The sequence below is a fragment of the Streptomyces sp. NPDC020597 genome (assembly GCF_044335095.1).
Lineage (GTDB): Bacteria > Actinomycetota > Actinomycetes > Streptomycetales > Streptomycetaceae > Streptomyces.
Map to the genome: position 1 here is coordinate 162164 of NZ_JBIRUL010000004.1, position 21571 is coordinate 183734.

Here is a 21571-nt window from a genome sequence, read left to right on the forward strand (position 1 = left end):
GACGCCGGCTCCGGCCCGTCTCAGGCCGGCGGGAGCGGCGGGACGCCGGGCATGCCCGGCGTCCCGAGCGTGGCCCGCCCCGGGCCGGGGCCGATCCGCACGATGGCGACCAGCCGGTCCGTCGGCTCCAGCACGCCGATCGCCGGATCGTCGTAGGCGAGCACCCGGTGGCCTCGGACGACGCTCACCACCAGGTCGGCCGTCTCCCGCGGACCCCGGCCGACCTCGGCCTTGGTGACGGGACGTTCGACGAGGTCGAGCCCGTCGCCCTGCCGGATGAGGTCCTCCATGACGCTGCCCGCCGCCGGACTGAGCACCGACAGACCGAGCAACCGGCCGGCCGCGCCGGCACTGGTGATGACCTCGTCGGCGCCGGACTGGCGCAGCAGCGGCGCGTTCTCCTCCTCGCGGACCGCCGCCACGATCTTCGCGCCCGGATTGAGCTGCCGGGCCGTCAGCGCCACCAGCACGGCCGTGTCGTCGCGCTGGGTCGCGATGACGATCCGCCCCGCCCGCTGTACCTCCGCCCGCCGCAGCACGTCGCTGCGCGTGGCATCGCCGACGACGCCCTGGTAGCCCTCGGCCCTTGCCCCGTCGATCGCCTTCGCGCTCGGGTCGATCACCACGACCTGCTCCTTGCGCAGCCCGGAGGTACAGGCCGTCCGGATCGCGGACCGTCCCTTCGTTCCGAAGCCGACGACGACAGTGTGGTCGCGCAAGGGGACCTCCGGGATCATGGACATCTGCGGGCTCATGGACACGTGTTGCAGCATGACGGGCGCGGGCCCGCCGGGAACCATGGTGCCCACCGTTCGGATCACCATCACAGGGGGCACGGGTTGAAGGACCACGAACGACCGCCGGCGCGTCCGGTCAGGCTGTCCCTCTTCAGGTCCCTCTGGTACCGCTCTCGCACCGAGGCCCGGGACGACGCCGAGGCGGGCCGCTCCATCACAATGCCCGTACGCATCGGCGCGCCCCCGCTGCTGCAGGTGCTGCGCCGCCTCAGCATCGCCCTGCTGGTGCTCGCGATCACCACACTGATCGTCTACGCCGACCACGACGGTTACAACGACAACTCCGACGGCTCCGTGAGCCTCCTGGACGCCGCCTACTACGCCACCGTCACGCTCTCCACCACCGGCTACGGCGACATCACACCCGTCAGTGACACGGCCCGGCTCATCAACATCCTGGTCATCACGCCGCTGCGCGTCCTGTTCCTGATCATCCTGGTCGGCACCACCCTCGAGGTGCTCACCGAACGCACCCGGCAGCAGGTCCGCATCCACCGCTGGCGGGTCCGCACCCGCGGCCACATCGTGGTCGTCGGCTACGGCACCAAAGGACGGCACGCGGTGGAGACGCTGATCGGCAACGGCATCTCCAGGGACCAGATCGTGATCGTGGACGCACAGCGCAAGTCCGCGCTCCAGGCCGGCGACGACGGACTCGTGTCGGTGACGGGTGACGCCACCCGCTCGGAGACCCTGACGAAGGCCGAGGTCCAGAGCGCCTCCCGGGTGATCGTGGCACCCCAGCGCGACGACACCGCGGCCCTCGTCACCCTGACCGCCCGCCAGCTCAACCGGCGCGCCACGATCGTCGTCGCCGCCCGCGAGGACGAGAACGTGCCGTTGCTCAAACAGAGCGGCGCGGACACCGTGGTCACCAGTTCCAGCTCCGCAGGCCGACTGCTCGGCGTGTCGCTGGTCAGCCCGACCGTGGCCCGGACGCTGGAGAACCTGATGACCCTCGGCAGCGGCCTGGACCTCATCGAGCGCCCGGTCTCCGGCGCGGAGGTGGGAGAGTCCCCGCGCTCCTGCACCGACCTGATCGTGGCCGTCGTGCGGGGCAAGCAGCTCCTGGACTACGCCGATCCCCGACTCACCCGTCTCCAGTCGGGGGACCGTGTGATCACCGTCAGCCGAGCCGTCCCGGCCGCCGACGAACAGGAAAGTTTCACGTGAAACACCGCTTCGTGGAGCACCCCATCAAGAAGCACCGGGTCAGGAAGTACCGCTTCGAGGGGCGCCCCTTCGTGAAAGCCTGCTGTTTCACGTGAAACAGGCGCCGACGCCGGCCGTCGCCCAGGGCAGGTCGAGGAGTTCGGTCTCCTGACCCGCCCGCGCACCACCGGGCGGCACGACGGCGAGGGCGTCAGCCGCCGCGATACCGCGCAGCATGGCCGGCCCGTTGTAGTGCAACGGCACGGCGTGGTCACCTCGCAGGGACACCGGGACGAGCCGCGTGTCGTACGGATGGCCGTGCACCGTGTCCCGCAACGGCAGTGCGTACGACTCGGGCGCCGGGCGGGCCGCCAGGGTCCGCACCAGCGGCTCCGCCAGCGTGAGCAGGCCGGAGACGGCCGCGAGGGGATTACCGGGCAGACCGACGAGGTGCTGGTCGTCCTTGGTGCGGGCCAGCAGCATGGGATGACCGGGGCGCACCTTCACGCCGTCCACGAGGAGTTCGGCGTCGATACGGCGCAGTGTGGGGTGCACATGGTCGACGGGGCCCGCGGCAGTGCCGCCGGTGGTGACGATGAGGTCGGCGCCCGAACCGGTGACCGCCTTGTGCAGGGCCTTGGCGTCGTCGCCGAGCCTGCGCACGGCGATGACGTCGGCGCCGAGCGCGCGCAGCCACGGGGGCAGCATCGGGCCGAGCGCGTCCCGGATGAGTCCGTCGCGCGGGCGGCCCTCGGCGAGCAGTTCGTCGCCGAGGACGAGCACCTCGACCCGGGGCCGCGGGACGGCGCTCAGCGTGTCGTATCCGGCGGCCGCGGCGAGTCCGAGCACGGCCGGCGTCACCACCGCTCCGGCGAGCAGCAGCTGGTCCCCGCTGCGGCACTCCTGGCCCCGGGGCCTGATGTCCTGGCCGTGCTGCATCTCGCGGGTGGGGTGCAGCCGGCCGTTGTCGTCGGTGCGCCCGTGCTCGCTGCGCAGCACCGCGGTGGTGTCCGCGGGAATCCGGGCTCCGGTGGCGATCCGGACGGCCTCGCCGTCGGCGAGGGGCGCGGGGGCCGCGCTTCCTGCGAGCAGGCCCTCGTCCCGGACGTGCCAGGGGCCGGGGCCGGCGACCGCCCACCCGTCCATCGCCGAGGTGTCGAACGACGGCAGGTCGGTGAGAGCGGTCAGCGGAGCGGCGAGGACGAGGCCGAGCGCGTCGCCGAGGGTCACGGAGACGGGGGCGCGGCGGGCTGCGCGGGGCCGTGCCGCCCGGCCGGCGATCGAGCGGGCCTCGGGCCAGGAGGTCGCCCGGTGACGGTGCTCCTGTGCGGCGGTCCGATGACCCGTCTCCGGGGTGCGCGACGGCGGGGCGCCCTCGCTCGCACGCCGTCCCGGACCGTGGCCGCCGGTCGGGCGGGCGGGGCTGTTGCCGTCCTTCACGAGGGCGAGCGCCTCCTCGACGTCGAGGTCCTCGGCGTCGAGACCCTGGCCCGTGCCGCCGGGGCTCATCCGGCGTCCGGTCCGGAACGGGTGGTTTCCGTGCCGGTGGTTTCCGTGCCGGTGGACTTCGAGCCGGTGGGCGAAGTGTCGGCGGGTTCGGCGGGCCGGTCCTGCTCGGCCTGGGCCTCCGGGGCCTCCTGGGCCCAGCGCAGCGCGAGTGCGGCGGCCTTGCGGGCGGCGTCGGCGACGGCCTCGGGTCCTCCCTCGGCCTGTGCGGCCGCGTAGCCGACCAGGAAGGTGGTCAGCGGGGCGGCGGGCCGGGCCACCCCGTGGGCGGCGTCCCGCGCGAGGTCGAGCAGGAGGCCGGTGTCGACGTCGAGGTCGATGCCCAGTTCGTCCTTGACTGCGGAAATCCATTCATCCAACACGTGGCCATGCTCCCTGATCCGTGCCCTGGCGGAGGCGATGTCGTCCCAGGTGTCGCAGTCGAACGACGCGACGGGGTCGGGGACGCGGGTGAGTTCGAGTCCGGCGGTCAGCCGGCGCAGAGGGAGCCCTGCGAGGCCGCCCCGGTCCGCGGTGAGCACCGCCAGCTCGCGGCGCAGCGCCGCCGTACGGTAGGCGGCGACGAGAGGCTGGTCGCGGCCGTCACCGTCGGTGAGCAGCGCGCCCTCGCCCGTCCCGGCGCGCAGGGCGGTCAGCAGCCGCCGCACGGTGTCCGCGCTGAGGAACGGCAGATCGGCGGACAGGACGAGGACGTCGTCCGCCGCGGTGTGGCGCAGTCCGGCGTCGAGCGCGGCGACGGGACCCGCCCCGGGCGGGTCCTCGCGTGCCCAGCGCACCGGCCGGGCGGTGGGGCGGTGCTCGGCGACCACAACGGTGGCGCGCGCGTCGGCGCAGGCCCCGAGCACCCGGTCCAGCAGCGCGCGCCCGCCCACCCGCACGCCCGGTTTGTCGGCGCCGCCCAGCCTGCGGGCGCCGCCGCCGGCCAGCACGACGGCGTCGTAGACGACGGACTCGTTCGAGGTCACCCCACGAGTATGCGGGCCGCCTCGGGCGTCCCGTCCCCCCGGATCACGGGAAGGGCACGAGCCCGTCCGCGCTCACAGCGTGCGCAGCAGCACCGCCGGCTGCTCCACGCAGTCCGCCACGTGGCGCAGGAAGCCACCGGCCGTGCCTCCGTCGCACACCCGGTGGTCGAAGGTGAGCGAGAGCTGGACGACCTGTCGCACGGCCAGCTCGCCCTCGTGCACCCATGGCTTGGGCACGATGCGGCCGACGCCGAGCATGGCCGCCTCGGGGTGGTTCACGATCGGCGTGGATCCGTCGACGCCGAACACGCCGTAGTTGTTCAGCGTGAAGGTGCCGCCGGTCAGGTCGGCCGGGGTGAGGCGTCCGGCACGGCCGGCCTCGGTGAGCCGGGCGAACTCCGCGGTGAGGCCCTCGGCGTCCCGGGCATGCGCGTCGCGGACGACCGGGACGACGAGTCCGCGCTCGGTCTGCGCGGCGAACCCGAGGTGGACGTGGTCGAACTGGACGATCTCGCGGGCCGCCGTGTCGACGCTGGAGTTGAGCTCGGGGAACCGGGCCAGGGCCGCGGTGCAGATCCGGGCGAGCAGCGCGAGGAGCGAGATCTTCGGTCCGCCGGCCGCGTTCATGGCGGCGCGGGCGCGCATCAGTTCCGTCGCGTCGGCGTCCACCCAGCAGGTGGCGTCGGGGATCTCGCGCCGGCTGCGGGAGAGCTTGTCGGCGACGGCGCCCCGGACGCCCTTGAGGGGGATACGGCGGCCGTCGGCGGTGCCCGGAGCGGGCGTCGCGACGGTGTCCGGCAGAGGCCGCGCGGCCTCGGAGCCGGCCGGTGCGGCGGGAGCGCGCAGGGCGTTCTCCACGTCGGCCCGCAGGATCAGCCCCTCGGGTCCGGAGCCGGTGAGCTGCCGCAGATCCAGGCCGTTCTCCCGCGCGAGGCGACGGACGAGCGGAGAGATCACGGGGACGGGGCCGTCGGACGCCGGGTGCGGGCTGCGGACGGAGCCGGCCTCGACCGGCACGCCCACCGGAGCCGTGGCGGCGCCGGACAGGGCCTGCGGCACCGCAGCCGGGGGCGTCGCGCCAGCGAGCGGGGCCCGAGCCGGGGCCGCGGCGGGGGAGGACGCGTGCGGCGTCGCCGGAGCGGCGGTCGGCTGGGCCGGCCGCACCCGCCTGCGGCGTGCCGGGGCCTCGGACGTGCCGTACCCCACCAGCACGTTGCCCGAGCCCTCGGCCTGCCCGGCCGGCGCACCGCGTCCGGGCGGGTCGGCGGGTCCGAGCGCGTCGCCGGACGCGGGAGCGCCGACGGCGACCGTGATCAGCGGGGCACCGACGGGCAGTTCCGTGCCCTCCTCGCCGAATCGGGCCGTGACCACGCCGCCGTAGGGGCAGGGCACCTCGACCATCGCCTTGGCCGTCTCGACCTCCACGACCGGCTGGTCGACGGCGACCACGTCGCCGACCTGGACCAGCCAGCGGACGATCTCCGCCTCGGTGAGCCCTTCTCCGAGGTCGGGCAGCTTGAACTCCAGTACCTGTGCCATCAGTTCCCGGCCTCCCACTGCAGCCGCGCCACGGCGTCCAGGATGCGGTCGACGCCGGGCAGGTGGTGGCGCTCCAGCATCGGCGGCGGATACGGGAGATCGAACCCGGCGACGCGCAGCACCGGCGCCTCCAGGTGGTGGAAGCAGCGCTCGGTGACGCGGGCCGCGATCTCTCCGCCCGGGCCGCCGAATGAACCCGACTCGTGGACGACGACGGCCCGGCCGGTGCGCCGCACCGACGCGGCGACCGTCTCGTCGTCGAAGGGCACCAGGGACCGCAGGTCGACGACCTCGAGGTCCCAGCCCTCGGCCTGCGCCGCCTCGGCGGCCTCGAGGCAGACCGGAACCGACGGCCCGTACGTGATCAGCGTCGCGCTGCGGCCCGGGCGCCGCACGACCGCGCGGCCGATCGGCTCGACCGGCTGCGGTTCCTGCGGGTTCCAGGAGTCCTTGGACCAGTACAGACGCTTGGGTTCGAGGAAGACGACCGGGTCGTCGGAGGCGATGGCGGCACGCAGCAGACCGTAGGCGTCGGCGACCGTGGCGGGCGTGACGACGTGCAGGCCCGGGGTCGCCATGTAGTACGCCTCGGACGAGTCGCTGTGGTGCTCGACGCCGCCGATGCCGCCTCCGTAGGGCACCCGGACGGTGATCGGCAGGGGCATCCGGCCGCGGGTGCGGTTGCGCATGCGCGCGACATGACTGATGAGCTGCTCGAACGCCGGATAGGCGAACGCGTCGAACTGCATCTCCACGACCGGCCGCAGCCCGTACATGGCCATGCCGACGGCGGTGCCGAGGATGCCGGCCTCGGCGAGCGGGGTGTCCGTGCAGCGGTCCTCCCCGAACTCCTTCGCGAGCCCGTCGGTGACCCGGAACACTCCGCCGAGGGCGCCCACGTCCTCGCCCAGGACGTGCACGGTCGGGTCGGCGGCCATCGCGTCGCGGAGCGCGCGCGTGAGGGCCTGCGCCATGGTGGCGGGCTTGAGGGCGACCGTCGTCATCGGTGCGCGCCTTCCTGCTCGGCCTCGAGCTCCGCCCGCAGCAGATCCTGCTGCTCGCGCAGTTGCGGGGTGGGTTCGGCGTACACGTGGGAGAACAGGTCCATGGGGTCGAGGTCCGCGTCCTGGTTCATCCGGGCGCGCAGGTCTGCGGCCATCTCCTCGGCGGCCTCCCGCACCGTGCGCCGCGTGCCCTCGTCGAGCAGCCCGCGTGCGGTCAGTTCGCGCTCGAGCAGCTCGATCGGGTCGTGCTCACGCCAGGTCTGGACCTCGGCGTCGGCGCGGTAGCGGGTGGCGTCGTCGGCGTTGGTGTGCGCGTCGATGCGGTAGGTCACCGCCTCCACGAGGGTCGGTCCGCCGCCTTCCCGCGCACGGCGCACGGCGTCGGCCAGCACCTCGTGCACGGCGGCCGCGTCGTTGCCGTCGACCAGCCGGCCGGGCATGCCGTATCCGACGGCCTTGTGGGCCAGGGACGGGGCGGCGGTCTGCTTGGCGAGCGGCACGGAGATCGCGAAGCCGTTGTTCTGCACGAGGAAGACGACCGGCGCCTGCCAGACGGCGGCGAAGTTCAGCGCCTCGTGGAAGTCGCCCTCGCTGGTGCCCCCGTCGCCGACCATGGCGAGCGCGACCACGTCGTCGCCCTTGAGGCGGGCGGCGTGCGCGAGGCCCACGGCGTGCGGGAGCTGGGTGGCGAGCGGGGTGCACAGAGGCGCGACCCGGTGCTCGTAGGGGTCGTAGCCGGTGTGCCAGTCGCCGCGCAGCAGGGTGAGGGCCTCGACGGGGTCCACGCCGCGCGCGACGACCGCGAGGGTGTCGCGGTAGCTGGGGAAGAGCCAGTCCCGCTCCTGCAGGACGAGCGCGGCGGCGACCTCGCAGGCCTCCTGACCGGTGCTGGACGGGTAGACGGCGAGTCTGCCCTGCTTGGTGAGGGCGGTGGCCTGGACGTTGTACCGGCGACCGCGCACGAGCTGCGCGTACAGCCGGCGCAGCAGCTCCGGGTCGGCCTGCGCGGCGGCCTCGGTGCCGAGGACGCGGTACGGCTCCGCGTCGGGCAGCAGCGGCGCGGGATCGGTACGGGGCTGCCAGGCCGGCGGCGGAGTGGGCCGGTAGGCGCCCCGCTGCTCCATGACCGTCATGACGGCACCTCCTCGTAGGAACGACTACGGGCGGCGCGTCGGTTGTGATGCGCCTCACCTACCGATTGTTCGGTCGTCGGCACATTTTGGCTACAGGGCCCCTCAGGCTGTGGACAAACGGTTCTCCACAACCTGAGATGGATGCAGTACGTCCATACGGGAGAGGCGGGGGGACATGGCACCTGAACAAATGGCCGAAGGGCCGGGGAACGGCGCCATGCTCCCGCCGGGCGATTCCGCGTCGGGCGGCCCCCAGCCGGCGGGCGGTTCCGCACCGAGCGGCGTCCAGCCTCCGGGCGGTCCGGCAGCCGGCAGCGTCCAGCCTCCGGGCGGCCCGCCGCCGTCCTCCGGCGCCGTTGCTGCACCGCCGGCCGGCGCCCCGATGCCGCTGCCGCTGCCGCCGCCGCGTCCGCTCGACGCCATCGACCAGGACATCCTGCAGATGCTCCAGGCGGACGGCCGCGCCTCCATACGGTCGGTCGCCGAACGGGTCCACGTCTCCCGGGCCAACGCCTACGCGCGGATCAACCGGCTCATCGAGGACGGCGTCATCCGGGGCTTCGGCGCCCGCGTCGACCATGAGCGGGCGGGACAGGGCACCAGCGCCTACATCACCCTGACGATCGTGCAGAACTCCTGGCGGACCGTGCGCGAGCAGCTCAGACGGTTGCCCGGCGCCTCCCACATCGCCCTCGTGGGCGGCGACTTCGACGTCCTGCTCCTCGTGCACACACCCGACAACCGGGCGCTGCGCGAGGTGGTCCTCACCCGTCTCCAGGCGATCCCCGAGGTGCTCAGCACGCGCACCCTGCTGGTGTTCGAGGAGGAGGACCTGGAGCCGCAGGGCTGAGCGCTAACGAGCCGTCCTCAGCCCCTCGAAGACGAGCCGCACCACCGCGTCCGCGACCTCGCTCTCGACCATCCCCCGGCCGCCGGGCCGATACCACTCGACGATCGAGTTGATCATCCCGAAGACCAGGCGGGTCGCGAGCCGCACCTCCATGTCGCCGCGCACCTCCCCCTCGGCGGCGGCCGCCCTCAGCAGCTCGGCGACCCGGTGGTCGAAGTCCCGGCGCCGCTCCAGGGCCCAGCGCTCGGTGTCGGTGTTGCCACGCACCCGCAGCAGCAGCGTCACGTACGGCAGCTCGCCGATGAGGACCTCGACCATGCGCCGCACGACGTACTCGAGGCGCGCCGAGGCGTGCCCCACGCGCGCGTGCTCCTCCTCGAGGATCCCGAACAGGCCGTCCAGCGCACGGCTGACGGCGCGCCGCAGCAGTTCCTCCTTGCCGGCGACGTGGTGGTAGATCGACGACTTGGAGATGCCGGCCGCCCTGGAGAGGTGCTCCATGGAGGTGCCGTCGTAGCCGCGCTCGTTGAACACCTGGACGGCGACGGAGAGCAGGCTCTCCGGCGTGTACGTGTCGCGCTTGGCGGTGGTCACGAGGCGCCCTCCCGCTTCTCGGTCGCGTAGGAGTAGCGGTAGAGCGCGAGCGACGGCGCGTAGCGGCAGGAGGGGTCGCGTTCGTGCAGGTCGTCGAGGAGGGCGCAGGCCCAGGTACGGCCGAGCCGGCGGCTCCACTCGAAGGGGCCGAGGGGGTAGTTCACGCCGAGGCGCATCGCGGTGTCGATGTCCTCCTCGGTGGCGACGCCCTTGGCGACCGCGTCGTGCGCGAGATCGACGATCCGGGCGACCGTACGCGCGACGATCATGCCGGGGACGTCTCCGATGACGCTGACGTCCTTGCCGAGCGCCTGGAACAGACCGACCGCCTCGGACATCGTCTGCGTGGAGGTGTCCTGCGAGGCGGACAGCGCGATACGGGTGGCCTTGCGGTAGTCCAGGGCGAGGTCGAAGTAGACGACGTCGCGGAACTCCACGGAGGTCTGGCCGTCCGCGAGGGCGAGCTGGCCGCCGCCGGGCAGCACCAGGCGGGTGCCGTGGTCCTCGTCCTCCTCGCGGACCTGGATGCCCGCCTCGCGGATCAGCGCGAGGATTTCCGACGCGGGGCCCAGGTCGCCCTCGGCGACGACGTACGCGGGCGGCCGGGCCGGCTCGGCGGTGTGCGGCTCGGCCGGTTCGGCGCCCTCCCGGTAGTCGTACCAGCCCTGGCCGGTCTTGCGGCCGAGGCGGCCCGACTCCACCAGGCGCCGCTGGGCGAGCGAGGGCGTGAAGCGCACGTCCTGGAAGAAGGACTGCCACACGGAGTGCGTGACCGACTCGTTGACGTCCTGTCCGATCAGGTCGGTCAGCTCGAAGGCGCCCATCCGGAAGCCGCCGGACTCGCGCAGGATCGCGTCGATGGTGGCCGGGTCGGCGCCCTGCGCCTCGTAGACGGCGAACGCCTCGGCGTAGAAGGGCCGCGCGATGCGGTTGACGATGAAGCCGGGGGTGTCGGCGCAGGCGACCGGCGTCTTGCCCCAGGCGCGGGCGGTCTCGTACGCGCGCGTGGCCGACGTGACGTCGGTGGCGTACCCGGAGACGACCTCGACCAGCGGCAGCAGCGGCGCCGGGTTGAAGAAGTGCAGGCCGACGAAGCGCCCCGGGTTGCGCAGGGCGCCGGCGACCGCGGTCACCGACAGGGAGGAGGTGTTGGTGGCGAGCAGGCAGTCCTCGCCGACGACGTCCTCCAGCTGCCGGAACAGCTCCTGTTTGACGTCGAGCCGCTCGACGACGGCCTCCACGACCAGGGAGCAGTCCGCGAGGTCGGCGACGCTCTCCGCGGGCCGCAGCCGGGCGAGTGCCTCGTCCCGGTCGGCGGCGGCGAGACGGTCCTTCTCGACGAGCCGGTCCAGACGGGCGCCGATCGCGGCGGCCGCCTCGCGGGCACGGCCGGCAACGGCGTCGTACAGCCGCACGGGGTGTCCCGCGACCAGGGCGACCTGAGCGATGCCCTGGCCCATGGTGCCGGCGCCGACGACGGCGACGGTGCTGCTGGGGTCGAGTCCTGTCATGTGCGCGATCCTCCCGCACGGAGATTTCCACAGATGCGGCAGGCCCCCTTGTCCCGACCGATCGTTCGGTTACTCTAGCCGTGACTGGCTGTTCCTGCCCAGGTTTCCGCCAGGTCATGAGCTCGACGGAGAGTTCTCAAGACGAGGAGTTGGTCCCGCATGGCCGCCGCCGAACCGACCGCGCACGCTCTGATCGCCCAGCACCGGCCCACCCTCGACCAGGCCCTGGAAGCGATCCGCACACGCGCGTACTGGTCCCCCCACCCGGAACACCCCAAGGCCTACGGCGAGAACGGCAGCCTGGACGCGGCAGCCGGAAAGGCCGCCTTCGACGCCGTCCTGAACACCCGCCTGGACCTCGGCCAGCCCGGAACGGACGGCTGGGTGGGCGGCGAGGTCTCGCCGTACGGCCCCGAGCTCGGCGTCTCCTACCCGCACGCGGACGTGGACCTGCTGCTGCCCGCGATGCGCGCCGGACAGCGCACCTGGCGGGACGCGGGCGCGGAGGTCCGCGCGGTGGTCTGCCTGGAGATCCTGAAGCGGATCAGCGACCGCACCCACGAGTTCGCGCACGCGGTCATGCACACGTCCGGACAGGCCTTCATGATGGCGTTCCAGGCGGGCGGCCCGCACGCACAGGACCGCGGCCTGGAAGCAGTGGCCTACGCCTACGCCGAACAGGTCCGCACCCCGGACACGGCGGAGTGGAGCAAGCCCCAGGGCAAGCGCGACCCGCTCGCGATGACCAAGACCTTCACGTCCGTCCCGCGCGGCGTCGCCCTGCTCATCGGCTGCAACACCTTCCCGACGTGGAACGGCTACCCGGGCCTGTTCGCCTCGCTCGCCACCGGCAACGCGGTCCTCGTCAAGCCCCACCCGCGCGCGGTGCTGCCGCTGGCGCTGACCGTGGGTGTCGCGCGCGAGGTGCTCGCAGAGGCCGGCTTCGACCCGAACCTCGTCGCGCTGGCGGCCGAGCGCCCCGGCGAGGGCATCGCCAAGACGCTGGCCACCCGCCCCGAGATCCGGATCGTCGACTACACCGGTTCGACCGCCTTCGGCGACTGGCTGGAGGCCAACGCCCGCCAGGCGCAGGTCTACACCGAGAAGGCCGGCGTCAACACGGTGCTCGTGGAGTCGACCGGGAACTACCGGGGCATGCTCGCCAACCTGGCGTTCTCGCTGTCCCTGTACAGCGGCCAGATGTGCACCACCCCGCAGAACCTGCTGATCCCCCGCGACGGCATCCGCACCGACGAGGGCCCGAAGTCCTACGACGAGGTCGTCGCCGACCTCGCCCGCTCGGTCGACGGTCTCCTCGGCGACGACGCGCGCGCGAACGCCCTGCTCGGCGCGATCGTCAACCCCGACGTCAAGGCCCGTCTGGAGGCCGCGGCGGGCCTCGGCGAGGTCGCCCTCGCCTCCCGCGAGGTCGCCAACCCGGAGTTCCCCGACGCCACCGTGCGCACCCCGGTGATCGTCAAGCTGGACGGCGCCAAGCCGGACGACGAGGCCGCGTACATGAGCGAGTGCTTCGGCCCGGTCTCCTTCGCCGTCGCCGTCGACTCCGCGGCCGACGCCGTGGACCTGCTGCGGCGCACCGTGCGGGAGAAGGGCGCGATGACGGTCGGCGCGTACACCACCGACGCCGACGTCGAGAGGTCCGTCGAGGAGGTCTGCCTGGACGAGGCCGCCCAGCTCTCCCTGAACCTCACCGGCGGCGTCTACGTCAACCAGACGGCCGCGTTCTCCGACTTCCACGGCTCGGGCGGCAACCCGGCGGCCAACGCGGCCCTCACCGACGGCGCCTTCGTCGCGAACCGCTTCCGCGTCGTCGAGGTCCGCCGGGACGCCTAGGCCGCCGCCGGCGATCCCCCCGGCGTCCGGGGGGATCGCCTCACGGGGCGGAGGCCGCGCAGTGGTGCGGTGCGCCCCCGGCGGCACTCCAGTGGTACAGCGTCATGGCCACACTGGTCGCGAGGTTGTAGCTGGAGACCTGTGGGCGCATGGGCAGGGCGAGAAGACGGTCGGCCCGCGTGCGCAGTTCGGGGGAGAGCCCGCTGCGCTCCGAGCCGAACGCGAGGAGCGCGTCGTCCGGGAGCTCGACGCCCCGGATGTCGTCGCCCTCCGGATCGAGGGCGAACACCGGGCCCGCCGGCAGTTCGTCGACCGTCAGCCGCTCCACGGCCGTCGCGAAGTGCAGCCCCGCCCCGCCGCGCACGACGGTCGGATGCCACGGGTCGAGCGTGCCGGTGGTGACCACCCCGGTCGCCCCGAATCCTGCCGCGAGCCGGATCACCGCCCCCGCGTTGCCCAGATTGCGCGGGTTGTCCAGCACCACGACAGGGGTGGCGCGCGACGCCTGCCCGAGCCTGTCCAGCTGGGCCTCCCGCGACGGCCGGACGGCCAGGGCGGCGACCGCGGTGGGATGCGGACGCGGCACCAGAGACGCGTACGTCGCCTCCTTGACCTCCGTCAGCAGCCCGTCCAGCGCCTCGCGCACGTCGGGGGCGAGTTCCCCGGCCAGGGCGAGCGCCGCCCCCCGGTCCACGGCGACCGCCACCGGGATCTCCGCCCCGAAGCGCACCGCGTGCTTGAGGGCGTGGAAGCCGTCCAGAAGAACGGCGTCGCCGGCGAGCCGGCGCCATCGGCCGAGCGGGTCGAGGCCTGCGGTCACGGGGTCGGTCATGCGGTGAACCCTACGTGGGCCCACCGGCGCGGGAATGCGCCGCAGGAGCCCGGCGCGAACCCCGCCCCACCACGTGCCACGTGCCACGCGTCCGGCGCCCGGCGCGGACTGACGCACGTCCGCGTGCCCGGCGGGGGCCCGCGCGCGCACGCCGCCGCCGTGGGTCCTGAGCGCGGCCTACGCGCGCGTGCCCGGTGTGGAAGCCGCCGTCTGTCCGGAGCCGGGGCGGTGGTCCGGCTCGTCCGGATCCCCCGGGGTCCGCGGCTCGGCCTCCTCCGTCCCCGCGCCGTCGGGCGCCGGCTGTGCGCGGTCCGGGAGCAGCGCCTCACGCGCGCGTGCCGCCCATCCGCCGACCCGGTGCAGGAACGGCGTCGGCAGGAAGACGGAGTCCGTCGCGATCATCGCCAGCGAGAAGAACGGCAGCCCGAGCAGGACCGCGATCACCGCGTGCTCCGTCATCATCAGCGCCAGCAGCACGTTCTTCAGCCGCCGGTTGAAGAGGGTGAACGGGAAGGCCACCTGCACGATGACGGTCCCGTACGTCGCGAGGAGGACCATCGTGCCGCTGGCGGCCAGCAGGTCGGCGAGCGCCGGCCAGGGCGAGAAGTAGTCCAGGTGCAGGGGGTAGTACGCGGCAGTGCCGTCCTGCCAGCGTGAGCCCTGGATCTTGTACCAGCCGGCCGTCGCGTAGATCAGGCAGGCCTCGACCATGATCACGGCGAGGGCGCCGTTGTGCAGGACGTTGCCGATCACATCGAGCAGGATCCGCGGTTGCGCGGACTTCCCGAGGCGCCCGACGGCCCACCACAGACCCTGCGCGGCCCATGCCGCCCACAGCAGCGCGGGAATGGTCCACTCGCTGTGGAAACGGTCCGCCACGGTCACCGTGACCAGCACCGTCCCGGACGCGGCCCACAGGACGGGGCCGACCCGGTCGGTGATCCGCTCGCCCCGCGCGCGTGCCTCCTGCTCACGTCGCGCCCGCCGGGCGTCGAGCGACCAGACCCGACCGCAGCGCATGAACATCAGATAGATCGACATCAGGTGCAGGACGTTGTCGCCGCCGTCGCCCATGAAGACGCTGCGGTTCTGCAGCGAGAGCACGCCGACCATGAACAGCACCGACATTGCGCGCGTGCGCCAGCCCAGCAGCAGCAGTGCGCCGGCCACCAGCGCGAGCGCGTACACGGCCTCGAACCAGACCTGCCCGTCCGACCACATCAGGACGGTGAACGCCCCGTTGCTGTCGATGAGCTGCCGGGCCAGCTCCCAGTCCCACGGGCCGTCGGGGCCGTACAGCTCCTGGCGGTGCGGGAACTCCCGCAGCAGGAACAGCAGCCAGGTGCCGCTGAACCCGATCCGGACCACGGCGCTCTGGTGGGGCCCGAGCGCCGACTCGGTGAGACGGGCGATGGCGGCGGACACCGAAAGGGCGAAGCGGTTCACCTCGCGCCTCCCTCGCTCGCGCCGTCCGGCACGGACCACCAGGACAGCACGCGGTACACCGGGCTCGTCGACACCTTGTCGGTGCTCCACTTCGGCGGGGGCACGTTGGTGGTCCGCGAGCGGATCTGGACCCGCTCCACGACACCGCCCTCGTCGACCCCTCCGCGCTCCAGCCGCATCACCACGATCCGGCGCAGATACGTCTCGGCGAGGGCGCCGCGCAGACCGACGGGCCGGGCGGAGCCGTCGTGCGTGGCAGTGAAGAAGTCCCAGGCCCGGCGCAACTCGTTCTGCTGGGTATGGCTCGGCACCAGGTTGCCGTCGATCTCCCGGCCGTCCTGCGCGGACAGGTCGAACCAGCCGGTGGTCCGCGACCCGCCGTCCTCGCCGCGGATCTGGGCGCGGACCTGGACGGCGATGTTCTGCTGCAGCGGGTTCGGCGCGAACAGCTTCCAGTTCTGTTCGAACTCCGGATATATCCAGTCGTCGATCGCCTTGCCGTGCGCCTTCGTGACCGTGTTCGACGGCGCGACATGCAGGAACACCATCCCGACGTGCACGCACACCGCGACCGCGACGACGGCCAGCGCCAGCGCGGCGCCGACCTGGTACCGCGGCGAGAGCGCGGCCACACCGGTACGGGGCGGAAGGTGGCGGGGCGCCGACGCGCAAGCGGGTTCGGGTTCGGGGCCGGGGCCCGGGATCGGGCCGGGCCCGGGGGCGGGCTCGTCGGCGGCGGCCGCGCTCGGTACGGGCGTGGAGCCGCGGAGTTCGGCGCGCGGCGCGGGCAGGACGCCTGCGACCGGCGACGACGTCGCCTCGGGCCCGTCCGACGGCTTCGCCCCGCCCGAGGAGTCCCCACCCGAGACGTCCGAGGCGTCCCCGCCCGAGGAGTCCGACGTGCGCGGACCGCCCGGGGAATCAGGCCCGTCCGACAGGTCCGCCTCCTCAGACAGGCCCGCCTCCTCAGACAGGCCCGGCCCCTGCGACGAGGCCGGCCCGTCCGACGTGTCCGCCCGCCGTGGAGTGCCTGAGCCTCCGTCGTACGCGTCCATTCCGCCCCGTTCCCCGATACCGGTCCTCTTCGCCCGCTGCGTCACGCAAGGGCGAACGGTACCCAGCCTCACCCGTCCGGCCCAGCCCTCCCCGCCTCACCCGTGCCCCGGACGGGGGCGGAGCGGATCGTCCGCGGAGAACGTCCGCAGGTTATCCACAGCGGTTGACACCATACGACGGCCGTCCCACCATGGAATCGCACGGACCGAACGATCGGTCGGGAGAAGGCTCGGGCAGAGCCGAGGCCAAGGCGCGAAGCCGAGGCCCGAGGTCAAGGGGGACCGCATGGCGACAGCAGCCGCCCACCAGACGGCCCGCACGGAGAAGGACGCCCCGCGGCAGGAGGGCGGACCGGCCGACGAGGCGGCGCCAGAGGCGTTCGAACGCCTCTTCGACGCCACCGTGGCCGCGGACGAACGCATCGAGCCACGCGACTGGATGCCCGACGCCTACCGGGCGACGCTGGTACGCCAGATCGCGCAACACGCCCACTCCGAGATCATCGGCATGCAGCCGGAGGCCAACTGGATCACCCGCGCCCCCTCCCTGCGCCGCAAGGCCATCCTCATGGCGAAGGTGCAGGACGAGGCGGGCCACGGCCTCTACCTCTACAGCGCGGCCGAAACCCTCGGCGTCAGCCGCGACGATCTGCTCGACAAGCTGCACACCGGCCGCCAGAAGTACTCCTCGATCTTCAACTACCCCACGCTGACCTGGGCGGACGTCGGCGCGATCGGCTGGCTGGTGGACGGTGCGGCAATCACCAACCAGGTCCCCCTGTGCCGCTGCTCCTACGGCCCGTACGCGCGCGCGATGATCCGCGTGTGCAAGGAGGAGTCCTTCCACCAGCGCCAGGGGTACGAGCTGCTGCTCGCCCTCAGCCGGGGCACCGAGGAACAGCACGCGATGGCGCAGGACGCCGTCGACCGCTGGTGGTGGCCGTCGCTCATGATGTTCGGCCCGCCCGACGACGAGTCCGCGCACTCCGCGCAGTCGATGGCGTGGAAGATCAAGCGCCACTCCAACGACGAGCTGCGCCGGCGCTTCGTCGACATCTGCGTCCCCCAGGCCGAGTCGCTCGGCCTCACCCTCCCGGACCCGGACCTGAAGTGGAACGAGGAACGCGGGCACTACGACTTCGGCGCCATCGACTGGACCGAGTTCAAGGAAGTCCTCAAGGGCAACGGCCCGTGCAACGAGCAGCGCATCACCCAACGCAGGCGCGCCCACGACGAGGGCGCATGGGTACGGGAGGCGGCCGCGGCCCACGCGGCCAAGCGCCTTCCCCGGACGACGGAAGCGGAGCAGGCATGACCCACACCGACTGGCCCCTGTGGGAGGTCTTCGTGCGCTCCCGGCGCGGCCTCTCCCACACCCACGCCGGCAGTCTGCACGCGCCGGACGCCGAGTTCGCCCTGCGCAACGCACGCGACCTGTACACCCGGCGCGGTGAGGGCGTCTCGCTCTGGGTGGTGCCGTCCTCGGCGATCACCGCGTCCTCGCCCGACGAGAAGGACCCGTTCTTCGAACCGGCCGCCGACAAGCCGTACCGGCACCCGACGTTCTACGAGATCCCGGAGGGGGTGAAGCACCTGTGACCAGGTCCGGAGCCACGACCACCCACGGCGACCCCGCCACCCGTCCCGACACCGCCGACACCGCCGCGGGCACCGCCGCCGACACGCGGACCGCCGCCCTCGCCCTCGGCGACGACGCCCTGGTGCTCTCCCACCGCCTGGGGGAGTGGATGGGCCACGCGCCCGTGCTGGAGGAGGAGGTCGCCCTCGGCAACATCGCGCTCGACCTGCTCGGTCAGGCCAGGATCCTGCTGTCGATGGCCGGCGACGAGGACGAACTGGCGTACCTGCGCGAGGAACGCGCCTTCCGCAACGTCCAGTTGGTCGAACAGCCCAACGGCGACTTCGCCCACACCATCGCCCGCCAGCTGTACTTCTCCACCTACCAGCACCTGTTGTACGCGCAGCTGGCAGCCGGATCCGGCCCCTTCGCCGGGCTCGCGGGGAAGGCCGTCAAGGAGGTCGCCTACCACCGCGACCACGCCGAGCAGTGGGCCCTGCGCCTCGGCGACGGCACCGACGTCAGCCATGAACGGATGCAGCGTGCGTGCACGGCGCTGTGGCGCTTCACCGGAGAGCTGTTCCACCCCGTGGACGGCCTCGAGCTCGACCGGACAGGCCTGGAGTCGGCCTGGCTCGAGTCGGTGCGGGAGGTGCTGGGGCGGGCCGGCCTGACCGTCCCGGACGGCGCGCGCACCGGCGCCTGGCGCGCCGGGGCCGGCCGTGAGGGCCTGCACACCGAGCCCTTCGGGCCGATGCTCGCCGAGATGCAGCATCTGCACCGCAGTCACCCGGGGGCGTCGTGGTGACGGCGGTCACCCCCCTGGAGGCGGAACTCCTCGAGATCGCCGGCTCGGTCCCCGATCCCGAGCTCCCGGTGCTCACCCTCCAGGAGCTGGGCGTCGTGCGCGCCGTCCACCTGCACGGCGCCGACACCGTGGAGGTCGAGCTGACCCCCACCTACACCGGCTGCCCGGCCGTCGAGGCGATGTCCCTGGACATCGAACGCACCCTGCACGAGCACGGCATCCGCGAGGTGACGGTGCGCACCGTCCTCACGCCCGCCTGGTCGACGGACGACATCACCGCCGAAGGACGGCGCAAACTGCGGGAGTTCGGCATCGCACCGCCCCGCGCCGTGCGCGAGCAGGGCCCCGTGTCCCTGACGCTCGGGCCGACCCGGGCCGGCCACGCGGCCGGGACCTCCGGGGCGGAGCCGGTGCAGTGCCCCCTCTGCGGCTCCCCCGACACCGAACTGCTCAGCCGGTTCTCCTCCACCGCGTGCAAGGCGCTGCGCCGGTGTCTGTCCTGCCGCGAACCCTTCGACCACTTCAAGGAGTTGTGATGGCCCGCTTCCACCGGCTCCCCGTGGCCGCGGTGGACCGGCTGACCGACGACTCGGTCGCCCTCACGCTCTCCGTCCCCGAGGAGCTACGCGAGGAGTACCGCCACACGCCCGGCCAGCACCTCGCCCTGCGCCGGCTGGCCGACGGGGACGAGATCCGGCGGACGTACTCGATCTGCTCGCCCGCTCCCGACGCCACCGGCGACGGACCGAGCACGCTCCGCGTGGGCGTGCGACTGGTCGAGGGCGGGGCGTTCTCCACCTTCGCGCTGAAGGAGATCGGCGTCGGGGACGAACTCGAGGTGATGACGCCCGCAGGGCGGTTCACCCTCGCCCCGGCCCCCGGCCTCTACGCGGCGATCGTCGGCGGCAGCGGCATCACCCCGGTCCTGTCGATCGTCTCCACCCTGCTGGCCCGTGAGCCCCGCGCCCGGTTCTGCCTGATCCGCAGCGACCGCACGGCGGCGTCGACGATGTTCCTGGAGGAGGTCGCCGACCTGAAGGACCGGTATCCGGAGCGACTGCAGCTGGTCACCGTGCTCTCCCGCGAGGAACAGCAGGCGGGGCTGCCCTCCGGACGGCTGGACCAGGACCGGCTGACCACGCTGCTGCCGTCCCTGCTGCCGGTCACGGACGTGGCGGGATGGTTCCTGTGCGGCCCGTACGGACTGGTGCAGGGCGCCGAACGGACGCTGAGAGAGCTCGGGGTCGGCCGTACCCGGATCCACGAGGAGATCTTCCACGTGGACGGCGCGGCGCCCACCGTGCACCCGACCGCGCCCGCGCACGCCACCGTGACCGCCCGGCTCGACGGCCGGGGCGGCAGCTGGCCGGTGCGGGACGGGGAGTCGGTCCTGGAGACCGTGCTGCGCAACCGGCCCGACGCGCCCTATGCGTGCAAGGGCGGGGTGTGCGGCACCTGCCGGGCATTCCTCGTCGGCGGCGAGGTGCGCATGGACCGCAACTTCGCCCTGGAGCCGGAGGAGACGGAGGCCGGCTATGTGCTGGCGTGCCAGTCGCATCCGCTGACCGAGGCGGTGGAGGTCGACTTCGACCGCTGAGCCACCGAGCCGACAAGCCGCTGCGCCGCCGGGCCCCTTGGACGCCGACTGCTGTTCCCTTCTCCTAGAACCTGTTCTATCTTGACGCTCCGTCAGATCTGTCGGTCCCGGCAGATCGGCTGACCCGTCGGGAGGACCGGCCGTGGACTTCACCTTCACCGAGGAGCAGCAGGCCGCGGCCGAGGCGGCCCGCGGAGTCTTCGCCGGCGTCGCCCCAGACGGCGTGCCGAGCCCCGCCCTCACCCAGGGCTCCGCGGTCGCCGACGACCTCGACCGCCCCCTGTGGAACAAGCTCGCCGCGGCAGACCTGCTGAGCCTGCTGCTCGACGAGACGTCCGGCGGGGCAGGCCTGGACGCGGTCGCCCTGTGCCTGGTGCTGCGCGAGGCGGGCAAGGTGCTCGCCCGGGTCCCCCTGCTGGAGACCAGCGCGGCCGCCGCGACCGTACAGGCCTACGGCGGACCGGAGTTGAGGTCCGCCCTGCTCGCGGGCTCCGGCCGCGGCGAGACCGTGCTGACCGTCGCCGCCGACGGCCGCACCGGCCACGACGCCGCCGAACTCGCCGTCACCGCACGGCAGGACGACTCGAGCGGCACGCCGGCGCCCGACGCCGACAGCAGCGGAACCTGGGTACTGGACGGCGTGCAGACGGCCGTGCCCTGGGCCTACGAGGCCGACCACATCCTCGTACCGGCACACACCGCCGACGATCGCAGCGTCCTCGCCGTGGTCACCCGCGGGCAGGAGGGCGTCGAACTCGCCCCGCAGATCTCCACCACCGGCGAGCGGCTCGCGGAACTGCGGCTGGAGTCCGCGCGGATCCCGGCCCGCGACGTCATCACCGCCGACGGCGCCTGGGACTGGCTGCGCTCACTGCTGGCCACCGGCACCTGCGCGCTGGCCCTCGGCCTCGGCGACCGCGTCCTGGCCATGACCAGTGACTACGCCGGCACACGCGAGCAGTTCGGACACCCGATCGCCAGCTTCCAGGCGGTCGCGGTGCAGACCGCGGACCGCTACATCGACCTCCGCGCGATGGAGGTCACGCTGTGGCAGGCCGCCTGGCGGATCGCGTCGGGAACACCCGGCGTCCTCCCGGTCTCCGGAGACGTCGCCCTCGCCAAGATCTGGGCCTCGGAAGGCGTGCGCCGGATCGTGCAGACCGCCCAGCACCTGCACGGGGGCTTCGGCGCCGACGTCGACTACCCGCTGCACCGCTACCACGCGTGGGCCAAACACCTGGAGCTCTCACTCGGCCCGGCCGCGGCCCACGAGGAGGCCCTGGGCGACCTCCTGGCCGCCCACCCCCTCGCCTGACCCCACCACCGGAGCCCGGCCCAGCCCGGCTACG

General features: G+C 73.3%; 19 protein-coding genes and 1 pseudogene. 9 read left to right on the plus strand and 11 right to left on the minus strand.

The window, feature by feature from the left end:
• Window positions 1-20: 20 nt before the first annotated feature.
• A pseudogene (locus ACH4ZA_RS09305) lies at window positions 21-719 on the minus strand (potassium channel family protein); the annotation flags it as partial.
• A 120-nt stretch (window positions 720-839) separates the two neighbouring features.
• Between ACH4ZA_RS09305 and ACH4ZA_RS09310 the strand changes: the two are divergent.
• Window positions 840-1970, plus strand: coding sequence for an NAD-binding protein (locus tag ACH4ZA_RS09310; protein ID WP_319281805.1), 1131 nt, complete (start codon window positions 840-842; stop codon window positions 1968-1970).
• 87 nt (window positions 1971-2057) lie between these two features.
• On the opposite strand, the gene ACH4ZA_RS09315 is transcribed toward ACH4ZA_RS09310, so the two are convergent.
• From ACH4ZA_RS09315 to pdhA, 5 genes are all read right to left on the minus strand, one after another.
• Entirely contained in the window at window positions 2058-3458 is a 1401-nt protein-coding gene (locus tag ACH4ZA_RS09315) for a molybdopterin molybdotransferase MoeA (RefSeq protein ID WP_398428686.1), read from the minus strand.
• Complete coding sequence (locus ACH4ZA_RS09320; protein ID WP_319281808.1) at window positions 3455-4420, minus strand: NTP transferase domain-containing protein; 966 nt, start codon at window positions 4418-4420, stop codon at window positions 3455-3457. Before ACH4ZA_RS09320 ends, ACH4ZA_RS09315 begins: the two co-directional genes overlap by 4 nt.
• Before the next feature lie 72 nt (window positions 4421-4492).
• Complete coding sequence (locus ACH4ZA_RS09325; RefSeq protein ID WP_398428688.1) at window positions 4493-5959, minus strand: dihydrolipoamide acetyltransferase family protein; 1467 nt, start codon at window positions 5957-5959, stop codon at window positions 4493-4495.
• On the minus strand, window positions 5959-6963 hold the full coding sequence (locus ACH4ZA_RS09330; RefSeq protein ID WP_319281812.1) for an alpha-ketoacid dehydrogenase subunit beta: 1005 nt from the start codon (window positions 6961-6963) through the stop codon (window positions 5959-5961). The genes ACH4ZA_RS09325 and ACH4ZA_RS09330 overlap by 1 nt, the downstream gene beginning before the upstream one ends.
• The gene (gene pdhA / locus ACH4ZA_RS09335) at window positions 6960-8096 is read right to left on the minus strand and encodes a pyruvate dehydrogenase (acetyl-transferring) E1 component subunit alpha (RefSeq protein WP_319281815.1); all 1137 of its coding nucleotides are present in this window, start codon (window positions 8094-8096) and stop codon (window positions 6960-6962) included. Before pdhA ends, ACH4ZA_RS09330 begins: the two co-directional genes overlap by 4 nt.
• Before the next feature lie 382 nt (window positions 8097-8478).
• On the opposite strand from pdhA, the gene ACH4ZA_RS09340 reads away from it, so the two are divergent.
• Window positions 8479-8946 (plus strand): Lrp/AsnC family transcriptional regulator, encoded by a 468-nt coding sequence (locus ACH4ZA_RS09340; RefSeq protein WP_319281823.1) that lies wholly within the window; start codon window positions 8479-8481, stop codon window positions 8944-8946.
• A 3-nt stretch (window positions 8947-8949) separates the two neighbouring features.
• Here ACH4ZA_RS09340 and ACH4ZA_RS09345 read toward each other — a convergent pair whose 3' ends face one another.
• Together ACH4ZA_RS09345 and ACH4ZA_RS09350 are read right to left on the minus strand one after the other, a co-directional pair.
• Complete coding sequence (locus tag ACH4ZA_RS09345; protein WP_319281817.1) at window positions 8950-9540, minus strand: TetR/AcrR family transcriptional regulator; 591 nt, start codon at window positions 9538-9540, stop codon at window positions 8950-8952.
• Window positions 9537-11051, minus strand: coding sequence for a 3-hydroxyacyl-CoA dehydrogenase (locus tag ACH4ZA_RS09350; protein ID WP_319281819.1), 1515 nt, complete (start codon window positions 11049-11051; stop codon window positions 9537-9539). Before ACH4ZA_RS09350 ends, ACH4ZA_RS09345 begins: the two co-directional genes overlap by 4 nt.
• Before the next feature lie 159 nt (window positions 11052-11210).
• On the opposite strand from ACH4ZA_RS09350, the gene paaN reads away from it, so the two are divergent.
• A complete protein-coding gene (gene paaN / locus ACH4ZA_RS09355) occupies window positions 11211-12905 on the plus strand; it encodes a phenylacetic acid degradation protein PaaN (RefSeq protein WP_319281821.1) in 1695 nt (564 codons plus the stop codon).
• 40 nt (window positions 12906-12945) lie between these two features.
• Here paaN and ACH4ZA_RS09360 read toward each other — a convergent pair whose 3' ends face one another.
• The 3 genes from ACH4ZA_RS09360 to ACH4ZA_RS09370 all read right to left on the minus strand — a co-directional run bounded on the left by ACH4ZA_RS09360 (window position 12946) and on the right by ACH4ZA_RS09370 (window position 16238).
• Window positions 12946-13737, minus strand: coding sequence for a TrmH family RNA methyltransferase (locus ACH4ZA_RS09360; protein WP_398428691.1), 792 nt, complete (start codon window positions 13735-13737; stop codon window positions 12946-12948).
• Window positions 13738-13914: 177 nt separating this feature from the next.
• Entirely contained in the window at window positions 13915-15183 is a 1269-nt protein-coding gene (locus ACH4ZA_RS09365; RefSeq protein WP_398428693.1) for an HTTM domain-containing protein, read from the minus strand.
• Window positions 15180-16238, minus strand: coding sequence for a DUF5819 family protein (locus ACH4ZA_RS09370; protein WP_398428695.1), 1059 nt, complete (start codon window positions 16236-16238; stop codon window positions 15180-15182). Before ACH4ZA_RS09370 ends, ACH4ZA_RS09365 begins: the two co-directional genes overlap by 4 nt.
• A gap of 286 nt (window positions 16239-16524) precedes the next feature.
• Between ACH4ZA_RS09370 and paaA the strand changes: the two genes are divergently transcribed.
• From paaA to ACH4ZA_RS09400, 6 genes are all read left to right on the plus strand, one after another.
• Entirely contained in the window at window positions 16525-17553 is a 1029-nt protein-coding gene (gene paaA, locus ACH4ZA_RS09375) for a 1,2-phenylacetyl-CoA epoxidase subunit PaaA (RefSeq protein WP_319282218.1), read from the plus strand.
• Window positions 17550-17837, plus strand: a complete 288-nt coding sequence (gene paaB, locus ACH4ZA_RS09380; protein ID WP_319282217.1) for a 1,2-phenylacetyl-CoA epoxidase subunit PaaB — start codon at window positions 17550-17552, stop codon at window positions 17835-17837. The genes paaA and paaB overlap by 4 nt, the downstream gene beginning before the upstream one ends.
• The gene (paaC, locus tag ACH4ZA_RS09385) at window positions 17834-18625 is read left to right on the plus strand and encodes a 1,2-phenylacetyl-CoA epoxidase subunit PaaC (protein ID WP_398428697.1); all 792 of its coding nucleotides are present in this window, start codon (window positions 17834-17836) and stop codon (window positions 18623-18625) included. The genes paaB and paaC overlap by 4 nt, the downstream gene beginning before the upstream one ends.
• Window positions 18622-19161: a 1,2-phenylacetyl-CoA epoxidase subunit PaaD gene (paaD, locus tag ACH4ZA_RS09390; RefSeq protein WP_398428699.1), complete on the plus strand. Its 540-nt coding sequence runs from the start codon at window positions 18622-18624 to the stop codon at window positions 19159-19161. Before paaC ends, paaD begins: the two co-directional genes overlap by 4 nt.
• Window positions 19161-20222 (plus strand): 2Fe-2S iron-sulfur cluster-binding protein, encoded by a 1062-nt coding sequence (locus ACH4ZA_RS09395; protein WP_319282213.1) that lies wholly within the window; start codon window positions 19161-19163, stop codon window positions 20220-20222. The genes paaD and ACH4ZA_RS09395 overlap by 1 nt, the downstream gene beginning before the upstream one ends.
• A 142-nt stretch (window positions 20223-20364) precedes the next feature.
• A complete protein-coding gene (locus tag ACH4ZA_RS09400) occupies window positions 20365-21537 on the plus strand; it encodes an acyl-CoA dehydrogenase family protein (RefSeq protein ID WP_398428702.1) in 1173 nt (390 codons plus the stop codon).
• Window positions 21538-21571 lie beyond the last annotated feature (34 nt).